This window comes from Bradyrhizobium sp. USDA 4369 (assembly GCF_054056435.1).
Genome location: NZ_JBSRYH010000002.1, coordinates 200,295 through 214,346 on the forward strand (window position 1 = coordinate 200,295; position 14,052 = coordinate 214,346).

A 14,052-nucleotide genomic window follows, 5' to 3' on the forward strand; every position below is an offset into this window, starting at 1 on the left:
GGTTGCTTTTCCCGGAGTCTCCAGACACGTCCCATCGCCAGAGAGGGCACACAGCGCGACATCATAGTCCCGGGACTCAGCGATTTCCCTTTGGAAGATGGCGGGATTTGAAGTCACCCCGCGCACCCTATCCTCCTGCACAAGCCGCCGGCTGCGTCCAGGATGTTGCGGGCCACGAATCGCCCCCTTTCCTGCAGAGGTTTCAGGAATTGGCAAAGCCCCGGCTCCTACACCTGCAATGCGTCATGGTCATAATGAACCGGATTGGGTCGCCGTGATTGACCTGCATCATACTTGACAAGCCGGATGTTCGACAAACTGTTATAAGTTCATCCGATCATCGAGCTCATGCAATGCAACATTGTGAACGGAACCTTTGCCCTCCTTTGCCAGAGTGTCAATCCAAGCATCAAGCCGTGATAACTGCTCGAGATCACCTGGACGCGCTTGCGAAGGAAGCGGCGATTTCAACAGCTCCGCGGCGCCGGACCAACCACTGGGAACCGGCCCCGTATTTCGATGCGCCGGGCGCGCCGGGGATACTTCCGACCTGGACGAGCAGCTCAAAAGACGTGGTCGGCTGCTCGCTCGGGCCCGCCCGGCTTTGGTTCACGGCAGGTTACGGCATCATCAACGAAGTCTATTGGCCGAGGATCGACATTCCGCAGATTCGGGACCTCGGCTTCATCGTAGCCGACGACCGGGGATTTTGGATCGAGGTCAAGCGGATCGGTCAATATCAGCTGCGATCGGTCGCACCAGGCGTTCCCGCCTATGAAATCACCCATTCCCATTCGCGGTTCAGCTTGCGGCTTCGAATCACGCCCGACCCGCTGCGCGATGTGCTTTTGATCGAATGTCGCCTTGAGAGTGACGATCCGGCGTTGCGAATCTATGTGCTGGTTGCCCCCCATCTCGGCGCCACCGGCTACAGCAATCGCGCTGTCATCGCCGAGCATCGCGGACGGCGTTTTCTGTCGGCGGAACGGGCGCCGTTTGCGATGGCCCTTGCCGCCGTCGACGAGCACCAGCAGGACGCCGTCACGAGGGCGAGCGCGGGTTATGTCGGCGCCAGCGACGGCTGGCAGGACTTCGCCGGCAACGGCAGGATGGCATGGGAGTACCCGGCTGCCGGTCCCGGCAACGTCGCGCTGTTGGCGGAGCTGCAGCCATTCAGCGTGCTCGCTTTGGCCTTCGCAAGCAGCCAAGGTGCGGCCGCGACACTGGCCGTGTCATCACTGATGCAGCCGTTCGATAGCGTTTTGGACTCGCAAATCGCCGATTGGAGCGCCTGGCACCGCAGCTGCGCTGAATGTTGCGCCCGACCGGCGGGCGCTCCGGCTCATTTGCAGGATCAGTTTGTTACATCCGTGATGGTTTTGCGCACACACCTCGATAAGACCTATCCGGGCGCGATGGTGGCAAGCCTGAGCGTGCCCTGGGGCGACACGGGTAACGAGCGAAGCGGTTATCATTTGGTTTGGCCTCGCGACCTCGTCGAGTGCGCCACGGCGCTGCTTGCCTTCGGAGGGGAGGCGGAAGCGCGCAACACCCTACGCTACCTGATCGCAACACAAAATGTGGAAGGACACTGGCAGCAAAACCAATGGTTGGGTGGCGAACCCTATTGGCGCGGGGTCCAACTCGACGAAGCGGCCTATCCGGTTCTTTTGGCCGCTCTGCTCGCCGACCGGGATGCCTTGGGGGGAACAGAGCCCCACGACATGATCCGTCGCGCGCTCGGCTATATCGCCCGGGTTGGCCCCTCGACCGATCAGGACCGTTGGGAAGAAAATAGCGGACTGAACGCGTTCACCCTTGCCACCTGCATCGCGGCGCTTGTCGCAGGCGGCTCGCTGCTCGAGCCTATGGCGCGCCACTGGGCCACGGCGCTCGCAGACTTCTGGAACGCCCATCTGGAAGACTGGCTCACCGCGTGCGGCACCGATCTGGCAAAACAGTTCGCCATTGCCGGCTATTATATTCGCACGTCGCCGCCATCAGTACTTTCCGAAGGCCAGACCGCGCTCGATGAGCACGTGCCCATTCGCAACCGAAGCGATGGGATGCGAATGCGGGCGAGCGAACAAGTCAGCACGGATTTCTTGCGCCTGGTCCGCTATGGCCTCAGGGACGCATCTGATCCACTGATCCTGGATACGATCAAGGTGATGGACCGGCTCCTAAAAGTCGAAACCCCCTCCGGTTCGTTCTGGCACCGCTATAATGGCGATGGCTACGGCGAGCACGATGATGGCCGGCCGTATGATGGGGCCGGCAGAGGCCGGCCCTGGCCGCTTCTCGCAGGGGAGCGGGGCCATTATGCCTTAAGCGCCGACGAAGATCCCTTGCCGATGCTTGAGACGATGGCCGCATCAGCCAGCCCCGGCGGTATGATCCCTGAACAGGTCTGGGATGCGTCACCAATCCAGGAGCGGCGATTGCATCCCGGCCGCCCCACCGGATCGGCCATGCCGCTCGCATGGGCGCATGCCGAATTTGTCAAGCTTGCCGTCTCCCGCAACCACGGCCGGCCATTCGACCGACCGGAGGCCGTCTGGAATCGCTACGGGGGAAGGAAGAAGACATCCGCTTACGCCTTCTGGTGGCCCCACGCGCAAATCCGGTCGATCATCGCTGGCTGCCGTCTGGTCATTGCGCTGCCTCGGGCGGGTATGGTGCACTGGGGCGTCAATGGCTGGCGTGAGGTCTCGGACCTCGAAGCACTCGATAGCAGTCTCGGCTTCTGGGTGGCGGAACTCGACACTGGCCGGATGAACAAGGGTGAAAGTATCGATTTCACCATCCGTTGGCAGGAGGGTGGTTGGGAACGGATCGACCATCGCATCGAGGTGGTATCTGCTCGCGAGAATATGTGAGGGCGTTCAGCCATGCCAAACTCCCGATAGCGGGTGGGATAGCCATGGTAGAAGAATTCCTTCCCATCTCCTTCGGCTGGAGATCATCATGTATCGCTGTATTCGAACACTTTCTGTTGTTTGCGCCGCGCTTGCCTTCGCAATGACAGCAGCTGCTTCTGCGCCCGACACTTCGGAGGTCGCGCGAGCCGCCTTTGAGGCCAAAGATCGCGGTCAGTTCCTGATGGCGATCGGCCTGTTCAATCAGGCCATGAAGGACGAGCAACTTTCGAAAAAGCAACGCGGCCTGCTGCTGTTCGGCCGTGGCGCCGCCTATCAGCAACTCGGGATGACAGAGGCCGCCCTCACCGATCTGGACGGGGTGGTCGCGCTGCTACCTGATTTTCCTGGCGGCTACGTCTATCGCGCCGTGATCTGGGCCGCGGAGCGGCGATACGGAGAGGCCTTCACGGATTTGCAGCTAGCCCATCAGCTTGCCCCGAACGATGCGAGCGTGCTTCTGAATCTCGGCAACCTCTACGCTCAAACGGGCAGGCTCGAGCTCGCAATTGAGAACTACGGCCAAGCGATCGCGCTGCGTCCGGATTTCGACAAGGCCTACTTTGATCGGGCGGGCGCTTACACGGTTAAGCACGATTTCGCACGCGCAATGGCGGATTTTGACAAGGCGATCGAGCTTCGTCCCTCGTTCGCGGATGCTTTCGCCAGTCGCGGGGCGCTGTATCTGGCGAATGGGAATTTCGAAAGAGCTCTTTCCGACCTCAACGCCGCCCTCAAGCTCGCGCCGCGCAACGCGCGATATCATGACGCCCGTGCCAATGCCTATCTGGTTGAGGCCCGCTACAGCGACGCGCTTGCCGAGTTCGAGGAGGCCTTGCAGATCGATCCCGGCAATCCCGCGCTGTATTTTGGACGTGGCCGCGCCCGCCTGTTTCTGGAAAATACCGCGGACGCAATCAACGATCTCCAGGTGGCGGTGCGGCTGCGGCCGACCGATGGCAACGCTGCGATCTGGCTGCACATCGCACGGCTTCATGCAAAATCCATTGACGACGATGAGTTCGCCACCAACGCCGCAAGAGTGAAACGTGACGTGTGGCCTGGCGCGGTGCTCGACCTGTATCTGGGAGCACTGATGCCGACGGACATGCTCGCAAAGGCCCAAGAAGGTGCTGAGCATGACTCCGAGCGGCGGCTTTGCGAGGCTCAGTTTTATGTCGCCGACTATGGTATCCACCGAGGCGCTACAAACGAGGCTTTGGACATCATGAAGGGAGTTGTTTCGCGCTGCCGCTCTTTTGCCCTTGTCTACGGCTCCGCACGGGCGGAGATCCGCTTGGCGCAGCACTGAAGCGTTGGTCGTTATCTGCAACAAGCACGGTGCACACCAGGGATTCCGTGAAGAGTAGCGTACCACGGGTATCGGCGCCGTCGCACGAACTCTTGCGACATCGTTTCTGGTCGGGATCCGCAGTATCATTCTGCTGGGCAACTAACGCGATGAAATCGCGAGTGCCAACGAGTTGACGCGGGTGCGCAGATCGATGTCCTCCACGCATGCATCTTAGCGCGGCACCGAAACCGTGATCCGCATTGAGCCGACGTGAATCAAGTTCGGCGACTTCGCCGAGCACGCCATTTGCGGGCTGTCGCGCGGCTTGCCCTGCTTGGCCGGCCAGGAACCATTGGATTGCGTTAGCCGATGCGGATCCGCGCCTCGGAGAGGAACTCGTAGGGCGGCAAATACAGATTGGCAGGCGCGGGACCGCGTCGTACGCGGCCAGAGGTGTCGTAGACGGAGCCGTGGCACGGGCAGAACCAGCCGTCATATTGGCCTTGGTGGCCGAGCGGAATGCAACCAAGATGCGTGCAAATGCCGACCACAACAAGCCATTGTTCGTGGCCGCTTTTCACGCGATCGGCATCACTTTGCGGATCGGGCAGTGTTCGCGGATCGATGGCGCGCGCCTCCTCGATCTCCTTAGCGGTGCGGTGCCGCACGAATATTGGCTTGCCGCGCCAGAAGACTTTGATGATCTGGCCTTCGGCAATGGGCGCGAGATCGATTTCAATGGGAACAGCCGCCGCAATCGTTGACGCATCGGGGTTCATTTGGCTGATCAGAGGCCACATAGCGGCCGCCGCGCCTACAGCTGCAGCCGCCCCGGTCGCAACATAAAGGAAGTCGCGGCGTGTTGGCTCGGCCAGACTGTCAGTGGTCATGTTTTGACTCTCGTGTCGTTCGAGGCGCCAGTGTCTGGCCCGATGGCCTCGTTCTGCGTATCTGTCCTCGATCGGGATCTCTTTGTGTGTTGTCACATTCTCGGACGTCACGTCACTAGCTCAACGGTCAGCACGCCGTTCGCGAACTGCGCCTCGACCTTGTCGAGGTCGATGCCGACTGGCATGTTAATAAACCGTTCGAACGAGCTATATCCGCGTCGGGGAGAGTAGCGCGACTATAGATCGAACGCCTCCTCCAACTCGAAGGGAACTTCTCGCGGCAATTGGTGTGTCAACGTTCCGCCGGATGTGCCGGTTTGTCTCTGACCAACGGTACGCCATCACGCGGCTCCTGCCACTTGTTGCCGGCTAGGCGAGTATGGCAATGCTTCTGCAGGAAGCTGAGGTTACGGCGCTTCAGTGTTCCGAGGAGAGACCAGATAAACATCCTCCTGAAAGACCACATCTAAACAGCGGCTCAGCCTCCTTGGATTTCATTGAACGCCTACCATTGCTGTCGATCGTCTATTTACCCATATTCATCGACTTCGGCGCCGATGCAGGTGCGGCCGCTGAGCCTGGCATCGGCGCCATTCCCAGCACCATCTTGCGCTGATCGTCGGTCAGGACTTTGGCGGCATCGCCCACGTTGCGAATGAAGTTCAGTCTTTGATCCGCCCTCAACTTTTCGATCTCGCGGATTTTGGCCTCGACCGACGTGGCATCTGGCTGGTCTGCTGCCGTTTGCAACCAGAGGGCCTGCTCTGCTTCGTCGATCTTCCGCTGCTGATTTGACTGGTCGACGAGGGCGCGCTGCTTGATTTCGTTGAGGCTGGTCCTCTGCTGGGTAGAAAGGCCGAGCTTGTCGGCATATTCGAGGTAAAATCCCGTCGCACCCACGTGATAAATATGAGATGAGCCGGGAAATCCCGGTAGGCTGGTTTGCATTAACATGCCCGATGCACTGGACGACCCAGATCCGGGCGCCTGTCCCATCGATCCCATGCAGCAACCGCCGCCCATGCCGCTGGACGAAGCGCCGGACATTCCCCCCATACCCCCTGACGGGCTTCCCGACATTCCGCCCATGCCGGACATCGAATTGTTGGATTGGCCTCCCATCGAGCCCATTTCCTTGTCGTCCATCATCGCCATGCGAACGGACGGTGATGCCGCGAGCACAGAGGTTACGACTAGCTGCGATGACAGCACGCCCATGAGGGCGACTGCGGCGACCCGGTACGACATTGTCGGGACAGATAGCAGGTTGTTTCGACGGCTAAGGCTCATGTCTGGTCCTCCTGATACTCACGTCATGTTGCTGTCTCTTGGTGAAAGACGTTTGATCTAAAACAAAGTCTGCGGTCAAATGCGTGACAACCTCCAAATAGGTGACGGCACTTCAACGACAAATGGCCGCCGAGGCTTGTAATGATTTCGCTGTTCGAGCGTCTATCGAATGGTTGGTCCTTGGCATCAAAGGGGGAAGCGGAATGGGAGACCGGCGGAAGGCGCATGATTCGGCTCGGCATAAGCGGCCGATCAAACCCGGAAGTGGGGCTGCGCTCGGCGCCGACCAGGTTCCACGCAGTTGCCCGAAAATTCTGTTCGTCACCTCCGAATTTGCCGACTACGTAAAAGTGGGCGGCCTTGGCGAAGTATCCGCCGCGCTGCCCCGCACGCTCCGAAATAAGTGCGATGTGCGCGTCTTGCTCCCAGGGTATAGCGATGTCGTGAGCCAACTTCGGGCAGTCGAAATCGTCGGTCATTTGCCTTCCCGCGGCGGCGTCCCGGCCTGCGATCTTGCGCGCAGCACCACGGACGACCATCTTGCCGTCTATGTGCTGCTCTGTCCGCAGCTTTTCGAGCGCGACGGCGGTCCCTATGGAGACGCAACGGGCATTGACTGGACGGACAATGATCTTCGTTTTGCCAGGCTCGGTCTTGCCGCTGCACAGATCGCGTCCGGCACAGGTGATCCAAATTGGATACCGGACCTGCTGCATCTCAATGACTGGACCTCGGCGCTGGCGCCCGCCTACCTGGCCTGGAGCGGCCGATCGATACCGAGCGTGCTGACCATCCACAATCTTGCGCATCGCGGCTTGTTTGCGCGGCATCGCTTAGATCGGCTCGGCATTCCCCACGCAGCATTCGACATCAATGGGGTCGAGTTCTGTGGTGACATTTCCTTCCTCAAAGCGGGGATTTTTTACGCATCGCACATTACGACCGTGAGTTCCACCTATGCGCGGGAAATCGTGACACCCGAGCATGGCTGCGGCTTGCACGGGCTGCTCAGAGGAAAGCTCGATCAGGGGCGCTTGACCGGTATCATCAACGGCATCGACGAAAGCTGGGACCCTCTGACGGATCCGCACCTGGCGCGACCGTTCAGTCCGGATGACTGGAAGGGAAAGGCCGCCAACGCGCAAGCGCTAAGGAGAACGTTCGGCTTGGCGGTGTCGCGGGGCCCGCTGTTTGCGATCGTCTCGCGATTGGTCCATCAGAAAGGCCTGGACATTGCAATCGAAGCCATTGAAACGATCGTGCGACAGGGCGGTCAGATTGTCGTCACCGGCAGAGGCGAAAGCGAACTCGAACAGTCACTTTGCCAGATGGCCAAGCAACATCCCGGCAAGGTCGGCATCAAGATCGGATACGAGGAAACGACCGCGCGTCAGATGCTGGCGGGAAGCGATTTTCTGCTGATGCCCTCGCGCTTTGAACCATGCGGATTGACCCAGATGTACGCGCAACGTTTCGGCTCATTGCCTGTTGCACATCGAACCGGCGGGCTTGCCGATACCATTCAAGACGGTGTCACCGGTCTGTTGTTCCGTGAGTTCTCGCTCGGCGGCCTCCTCGGAGCGATCTACCGCTCTCTCGACGTTTATCATTCACCTTCGCGTCTGCGCACGATGCGCAGGGCCGCGATGGCGCGCCCCACCGGCTGGAATGATGCCGCAGCGGATTATGCAAGCATCTATGATTCAACCCTGACCGCGGCGTGAAGTCGGTACGCGGGCCAAACCATAAGAGTGTGCAAGTCTGGAGAAAAAACAAGAATCGCCGCGAGTTCCAATACTATCATCAACGTTCAAGCGAACCGCCGTCTCGTCGGCGGAAACATGGGAGGGAAAATGGGGCCCGCATTGCCGCAGCTTTGCGCGCTTGGACAAGCGATCTGCGTCCTGATCGCGCCAGAGACCACGTACAAGGCCAACTGGCAGGTGTACCAGAAAGGGCGTTCGGTCGAGGTCCTCTGCGTCGAAAATCCGACCCAGAAGCCCGCCTACGTCGTCTCGCGACCGCAATCCGAGAGGCCGCCGGAAATCGAACTTGAGGACGGGCTAAAGTTCTGCTCTCCGCTCGTGTCGTAGGCTGGATGCCGTCTAGGAAGTGGCCAAAAAAGCTTGCGCCGCAGATGCTGGCGGAAAGCGTTCGGCCGATGCCCTCGCGCTTCGAGCCATTGCGGGTTGACGCAGATGTGCTTGCAATGCTTCGGCACACATCTATGAATTAGCCATGACCTCAGCCTGAAGTATGGCGCGCTGGTCACAGTGTCGGAATATTAATCCGCGCAGCTTGTACAACGAACCGGGTGTGCAAGTCTGGAGAAGGATACGAACCGCTCCGAGTTTCCGGGAGACCCCCATGCAGTCGTTGCTTCATCGCTTGCCGCTTCGCCTATTCCTGCTAGGCGTCATTCTCACGATATCGGGCGTGCAGGCGAGGGCTGGGACCTACAATCTGGTCCTTGAGCGTCGCGCGGTAAACATTACCGGCCGTCCGGCCGCGGCGATGTTGATCAATGGTCAGCTGCCAGGACCGCTGCTGCGTTTCAAGGAGGGCGAGAATGTCACGATCAATGTAACGAACCAGCTCGACGAACCCGCATCCATTCATTGGCATGGCTTAATCGTTCCGCCGGAGATGGATGGCGTGCCCGGCATCTCGCCCGGTTACGGCAATGGCATCCAGCCGGGGACGACATTCACCTATCGCTTCAAGGTGAAACAATCGGGAACGTACTGGTACCATAGCCACTCCTCCGGCGAGCAGGAGCAACTCGGGATTTACGCGCCGATCATTATCGAGCCTCGGCAGCCGGACCCTTACCGGTACGACCGTGACTACATCATCATGATGTCGGATTGGACCGACGAGGCCAGTCGCGTGATCCATAACTTGAAGATCGATAGCAGCTGGTACAATTTCAACCGGCGCACTCTGGTCAGTCTGTTCCAGGAGCTTTCGCAGGCGCCGGACGAGCAGGCGCGCAAAACTATCCTCAACGACCGCATCGCCTGGTCCATGATGCGAATGGATCCGACCGACATCTCGGACGTGTCGGCCTATACGTTCCTGGTCAACGGCCGAACGCCCGAGCAGAATTTCACGGCGCTGTTCCGCCCCGGCGAACGCATCCGTTTGCGCTTCATCAATGCCTCGGCGATGACCTACTTCGACGTCCGCATTCCCGGCCTGAAGATGACAGTGGTCGCCGCCGACGGAAACAACGTCGAACCCGTGCGCGTCGATGAGTTTCGCTTCGGCAATGCCGAAACTTACGACGTGATCGTCCAGCCGACGGAAGACCGTGCTTACACCATCGTGGGCGAACCGATGGACCGCACCGGGTTCGCGCGGGCCACCCTGGCGCCGCGCCCCGGCATGATCGGCGGCCTGCCGCCGCACCGGCTTAGGCCCCTGGTGTCCATGGCCGAGATGGGCATGAATTTGGGACCCAAAGGACAGGATCGCGGCACGCGGCAGCCCGAGCAGGATTTGCCAGGCCATGTCGCACCGGAAGATCCTGTCGCTATGGAAATTGGCATGGGGGGCATGTCCTCCGGTGGCGGGATGAGCGGCATGCAAGGAATGAAAGGAATGCCGAAGGGCGTCCCGACGAGCTCCGGTAGCGCCCAGCACACTGGCCACGCGGCGAGCGCCCCGCGATCCAAGCCCAGCAAGCCAGCGAAATCGCCAACCGTGCCGGGCATGGACCACGGCAAGATGCCCGGAATGAGTTCAGCGCCTACGCAAAGTACCAGCGAGGCGCTGGCACAAATGTCGGGAATGGATCATGGAGCGATGAAAGGCGGTTCGCAGGGCGCAAGCCGAAGATCTCGGATGTCGCCAGCGTCGATGCCATCTACTGGGCTTCAGACTGGGCCGCAGGCCGATGCCTTGCGCGGCGGCGAGGACATGGCCAGCGTCCCGGTCACCTCGGTCAACATGGACCCCGATCCACTGACCAACGATACCGGCGCGCCTCCAGGCACCAGAGTTCTTTCCTATCGCGATCTCAAGGCGATCGATCCCTACCCATACAAGCGCTACGACCGTATCATCGAAATCCGTCTCACCGGAAACATGCAGCGCTACTTCTGGTCGATTAACGGCCGCAAGTTCAGCGAGGCACAGCCCATCGTGCTGCGCTACGGCGAGCGTGTCCGATTCCGGTTCATCAACGAAACCATGATGAACCACCCGATGCATATTCACGGCACCTGGTTTCTGCCTGACGTCGGCAATGGCGCGCGAAGCCCAAAAAAGCACACGGTCAACATCAAGCCAGGCGCGACTGTCGACGTCGATGTTCCGGCCGATGCCGAAGGGCCTTGGGCCTTCCACTGTCATCAGCTCTACCACATGGAAACCGGCATGATGCGCAAGATCGAGGTCGTGCGCGAGACGGCCTCGGCCGCAAAATAGGAGGACGGAATGCAAAAATTGCTTTCCACCTTGGTCGCAAGCGGAGGTCTTATTCTTGCGACGCTGTCGATCGCCTCAGCGCAGTCATCAACCAACTCGCTAAAGCCGAACTATTCTGACCTGAGCGTCCCACCCGTCCCCTACTATCAGCCAATGTTCCCAGATCAGCAGCCATTCGGCAGCATGCGGTTCGACAAGCTGGAATGGAACGGGCCCGGGTCGAACGCCCGATGGGACATGGAAGCCTTCGTCGGGGGGGACTACGACAAGTTCTTCCTGAAGTCGGAAGGCTTCTATGACGGCAAAACGAGAAAGCTCGAAGAAGGACAGGTGCAGCTACTCTATTCGCGCCTCATCAGCTATTATTTTGATGCACAATTCGGCATTCGCCAGGACTTTTCGGCCAAGTCCAACCGCACCTATGCCACCATAGGTGTCGAAGGATTGGTCCCATTCTTCATCGAGATCGACGCCGACCTCTACATCAGCCAGAAGGGCGAGGTCTCAGCCGCGCTCACCGCCTTTCACGATGTTCTGATTACCAACAGGCTTATTCTGCAGCCTCGCATAGACCTCAAGCTGCAGGCGCAGCGCGTCTCCGATCTCAATCTCGGCAGTGGATTCACCGATGTCGAGCTGGGTGCTCGGCTACGCTATGAAGTTACTCGCAACGTCGCCCCCTATATCGGCGTCGTATGGGACCGCAAGCTCGGAGAAACAGCCGGTATTGCGAGGGCCAACGGAGAGGCTGTCGGCAGCCTGTTTGTTGCGGGCGGCGTTCGCGTATTGTGGTAAAGCAAGATCGAACCAGGACAGCTTGTAGAAATCCCGAAGCTTCAACCGGCTCTCTTCGACTTGGTCACTTGAAATCGAACCTGCAGCTGGTGCCTTACATGTGATGCGACCGATATTTGATGCCGTTTGCGATCTGGAGCTCTCGAACGTATCGCACGATGGCCGCCACCTGATCCTCACGGACCTGGGGTTGCGGCGGCATGTTTCCATAGGGCCAGTGATGCTGCCTCACGCCGAACTTGGCTGCCGAAAAAAATGCGGGATCCGCATGGTGCCCGGGATTGTAGATGTCATGAACAAGGGGTGGACCCTTCTCCGTCCCCGAGGCCCTCATTCCATGACAAGTTGCACAATTGGCCTCGAATAAGGGTTTGCCCTTTGTGGCCAATGCGGACAGCTCGGGCTCGGTGACCTCCACCTTAACAGATCGCGGCGGTCCGGCGGAGGACATCATCCACAACACAGCCACTGCTGCGACGAGCATTGCCGCGCCGAGGGCAAATTTGATATTGCCATACCGGACTTGCTTCATGACTTGATCTGGCTCTCTCGGATTATTTTATCAGCCGTGGCGGAAAACCGCCAGCCGATTGGCCCAGGATGCGGCTGAGCTTCGGAATGAATCCGGGCACCTTGGCCGCATATCTTGCGTATGCCTCGCCAAATGCCGCTCTGGCATCCTGCTCTTCGGCCCACGCAAGCTTGACATACATCATTGTCAAGACCGGAAACATAGCGAGCGTGAGGATCGTCGGCCACTGCAACAGGAAGCCGCACATGACCATGATGAAGCCGACATACTGCGGGTGCCGGACATAGCTGTAGGGTCCCGTCGTTGCGAGCGACCGCGATTGCTGCACATCATAAAGGACCTTCCACGCTGCAGAAATCAGGATGAAGCCGCCGCCGATGAAGACGAAGCTTAAGATGTGAAATGGACCGGCGTGCGGATTGGCCTTCCAGCCAAACATCATTTCCAGGAGGTGACCCGCATCGTGCGAAAACCAATCCACGTCGGGAAACCGCGACTGCAGCCAGCCGGACAGGAAGTAGATGGTCAGCGGGAATCCATACATTTCCGCGAACAGTGCCACCAGAAACGCGCTGAATGCGCTGAATGAGCGACAATCCCGAGGTGTCCGTGGTTTGAAGAACGTGTAAGCAAAGAAGATGAAGATCGCCGAATTGACGATCACAAGGCTCCATAGGCCGTAGGCAGGCGTGGCCTCGTTCATGACGCTCTCCGATTGTCCTGCTGACTGTCAGTGCCGTCATGGCCGTGCCCACCGTGCACGAAAACGTGCATCAGCGGACAAGCCAGCAAGGGGAGCCAAATCAGAAGCCCGAGCACGTGTGCGCGGTGTTCGGTGAACAGCAGGACACCTGCGACGATCAAAAATCCGATCACAACCAGTCCGGCGCGCGATTGAAGTGACAAACCCTTCGGCGGCTGTGCCTGGTGATCGGAACGCTCCTGCAGCGACATCGTAAACTCCTGCTACGTAAACAGTAAACAGTATGCTGCAGCGGAAGTCTTGATCGATATCAAAGGCGCGAACCGAGAGGAACGATCCGCCCACCTACGGGCTTCCGTTGTCCCGAAAAGAGAGTTTCCGGTCGCCCGCCTCGCGTCGAACATGCAGCTACATCATCGGGAATTTCTGGCTCGTTGATATCTCCAGACCCGCCTGCTCGGAGATGGCGCGAAGGAGTAGCCCGGCGGCGCCATAGGAATTAAAGCGAACGCAGAACTCCCGCCGTCCTGCGGAACCGACAGCTCATGCGCGCTCTGCCTCGCCTCGTTTGGCCAATACCGCCTATCCGAAATGGTAACACCTGCGTAAGCACTTGCCGTTGCTGTTGCCAATGGCAGTGCCAGCAACAGAGTTCTGACTGTGTGCTTGAACATAACCCGGCTCCAACTCAACGCGCCGACCGGCAGCTTTTCGCCCAAGGAGGCGATCCACGAATGCCAAAATGGCAGGAACCAACCGAGTTGCTTGTCTAGCGGCATTCGCGGCCTGCGGATCCCACTGCGGCGGCAGGTATTTCATTAAATAACATAGTCCAGGTCCGATGGGCGTCTTTGATCCGGGATCAAGCATTCGTGACCGTCGCTCGTTTACCTATCCGCCCGGCCGACGACTTCCATCAGTTCCGCGATCTTCGGCGCTGATCGGCTTGTCGCCGCTGCGGATGGCGTGTTCCACGCAGTGGGCGACGTGATCCTTCAGGATTTCTTCTTCTACACGACGAAGCGAGGAACGCACGGCTGAGATCTGGGTAACGATATCGATGCAGTATCTGTCCTCGTCGACCATCTTTCGCGAGCCCGTGAACTTGGCCTTCGATGCGGTTCAGGCGTTTCTGACAAGAAGCCTTGATGTCGTTCATCATGAGCCGTACGTACCCCCCCACGGGTACATTCCGCAAG

At 59.4% G+C, this 14,052-nt stretch carries 11 protein-coding genes and 2 pseudogenes; 6 read left to right on the forward strand and 7 right to left on the reverse strand.

Features of this window, described 5'->3' with window-relative positions; translation table 11 throughout:
• Positions 1–353: 353 nt before the first annotated feature.
• A complete protein-coding gene (locus ACVIJ6_RS38940) occupies positions 354–2,879 on the forward strand; it encodes a glycoside hydrolase family 15 protein (RefSeq protein WP_250173148.1) in 2,526 nt (841 codons plus the stop codon).
• An 88-nt stretch (positions 2,880–2,967) separates the two neighbouring features.
• Positions 2,968–4,230: a tetratricopeptide repeat protein gene (locus tag ACVIJ6_RS38945; protein ID WP_456777206.1), complete on the forward strand. Its 1,263-nt coding sequence runs from the start codon at positions 2,968–2,970 to the stop codon at positions 4,228–4,230.
• Between the two features lie 344 nt (positions 4,231–4,574).
• Here ACVIJ6_RS38945 and petA read toward each other — a convergent pair whose 3' ends face one another.
• From petA to ACVIJ6_RS38960, 3 genes and pseudogenes are all read right to left on the reverse strand, one after another.
• Positions 4,575–5,102 carry a ubiquinol-cytochrome c reductase iron-sulfur subunit gene (petA, locus tag ACVIJ6_RS38950; protein WP_028133079.1) on the reverse strand — a complete coding sequence of 176 codons (528 nt, stop codon included), beginning with the start codon at positions 5,100–5,102 and terminating at the stop codon, positions 4,575–4,577.
• Between the two features lie 107 nt (positions 5,103–5,209).
• Positions 5,210–5,308 (reverse strand): annotated as a pseudogene (locus ACVIJ6_RS38955) (Hsp20/alpha crystallin family protein); the annotation flags it as partial.
• A 319-nt stretch (positions 5,309–5,627) separates the two neighbouring features.
• Entirely contained in the window at positions 5,628–6,392 is a 765-nt protein-coding gene (locus ACVIJ6_RS38960; protein ID WP_245269303.1) for a Spy/CpxP family protein refolding chaperone, read from the reverse strand.
• 122 nt (positions 6,393–6,514) lie between these two features.
• On the opposite strand from ACVIJ6_RS38960, the gene glgA reads away from it, so the two are divergent.
• From glgA to ACVIJ6_RS38980, 4 genes are all read left to right on the forward strand, one after another.
• Positions 6,515–8,116, forward strand: a complete 1,602-nt coding sequence (gene glgA, locus ACVIJ6_RS38965; protein ID WP_245269304.1) for a glycogen synthase GlgA — start codon at positions 6,515–6,517, stop codon at positions 8,114–8,116.
• 129 nt (positions 8,117–8,245) lie between these two features.
• Positions 8,246–8,485 carry a hypothetical protein gene (locus tag ACVIJ6_RS38970; RefSeq protein WP_456777207.1) on the forward strand — a complete coding sequence of 80 codons (240 nt, stop codon included), beginning with the start codon at positions 8,246–8,248 and terminating at the stop codon, positions 8,483–8,485.
• Positions 8,486–8,759: 274 nt separating this feature from the next.
• Positions 8,760–10,823, forward strand: coding sequence for a copper resistance system multicopper oxidase (locus ACVIJ6_RS38975; protein WP_456777208.1), 2,064 nt, complete (start codon positions 8,760–8,762; stop codon positions 10,821–10,823).
• Positions 10,824–10,832: 9 nt separating this feature from the next.
• Positions 10,833–11,618, forward strand: coding sequence for a copper resistance protein B (locus ACVIJ6_RS38980; protein ID WP_456777209.1), 786 nt, complete (start codon positions 10,833–10,835; stop codon positions 11,616–11,618).
• Positions 11,619–11,712: 94 nt separating this feature from the next.
• On the opposite strand, the gene ACVIJ6_RS38985 is transcribed toward ACVIJ6_RS38980, so the two are convergent.
• From ACVIJ6_RS38985 to ACVIJ6_RS39000, 4 genes and pseudogenes are all read right to left on the reverse strand, one after another.
• Positions 11,713–12,150 carry a c-type cytochrome gene (locus tag ACVIJ6_RS38985; RefSeq protein WP_028133084.1) on the reverse strand — a complete coding sequence of 146 codons (438 nt, stop codon included), beginning with the start codon at positions 12,148–12,150 and terminating at the stop codon, positions 11,713–11,715.
• A gap of 22 nt (positions 12,151–12,172) precedes the next feature.
• Positions 12,173–12,853: a methyltransferase family protein gene (locus ACVIJ6_RS38990; RefSeq protein WP_028133085.1), complete on the reverse strand. Its 681-nt coding sequence runs from the start codon at positions 12,851–12,853 to the stop codon at positions 12,173–12,175.
• Positions 12,850–13,104: a DUF2933 domain-containing protein gene (locus tag ACVIJ6_RS38995; protein ID WP_028133086.1), complete on the reverse strand. Its 255-nt coding sequence runs from the start codon at positions 13,102–13,104 to the stop codon at positions 12,850–12,852. The genes ACVIJ6_RS38990 and ACVIJ6_RS38995 overlap by 4 nt, the downstream gene beginning before the upstream one ends.
• A gap of 636 nt (positions 13,105–13,740) precedes the next feature.
• Positions 13,741–14,015: pseudogene (locus ACVIJ6_RS39000) on the reverse strand (metal-sensitive transcriptional regulator).
• Between the last annotated feature and the right edge of the window lie 37 nt (positions 14,016–14,052).

Coding starts and splice junctions, on each gene's coding strand:
- ACVIJ6_RS38940 (WP_250173148.1), top strand. CDS start 354: ATGCAACATTGTGAACGGAACCTTTGCCCTCCTTTGCCAGAGTGTCAA.
- ACVIJ6_RS38945 (WP_456777206.1), top strand. CDS start 2,968: ATGTATCGCTGTATTCGAACACTTTCTGTTGTTTGCGCCGCGCTTGCC.
- petA (WP_028133079.1), bottom strand. CDS start 5,102: ATGACCACTGACAGTCTGGCCGAGCCAACACGCCGCGACTTCCTTTAT.
- ACVIJ6_RS38960 (WP_245269303.1), bottom strand. CDS start 6,392: ATGAGCCTTAGCCGTCGAAACAACCTGCTATCTGTCCCGACAATGTCG.
- glgA (WP_245269304.1), top strand. CDS start 6,515: ATGGCCGCCGAGGCTTGTAATGATTTCGCTGTTCGAGCGTCTATCGAA.
- ACVIJ6_RS38970 (WP_456777207.1), top strand. CDS start 8,246: ATGGGGCCCGCATTGCCGCAGCTTTGCGCGCTTGGACAAGCGATCTGC.
- ACVIJ6_RS38975 (WP_456777208.1), top strand. CDS start 8,760: ATGCAGTCGTTGCTTCATCGCTTGCCGCTTCGCCTATTCCTGCTAGGC.
- ACVIJ6_RS38980 (WP_456777209.1), top strand. CDS start 10,833: ATGCAAAAATTGCTTTCCACCTTGGTCGCAAGCGGAGGTCTTATTCTT.
- ACVIJ6_RS38985 (WP_028133084.1), bottom strand. CDS start 12,150: ATGAAGCAAGTCCGGTATGGCAATATCAAATTTGCCCTCGGCGCGGCA.
- ACVIJ6_RS38990 (WP_028133085.1), bottom strand. CDS start 12,853: ATGAACGAGGCCACGCCTGCCTACGGCCTATGGAGCCTTGTGATCGTC.
- ACVIJ6_RS38995 (WP_028133086.1), bottom strand. CDS start 13,104: ATGTCGCTGCAGGAGCGTTCCGATCACCAGGCACAGCCGCCGAAGGGT.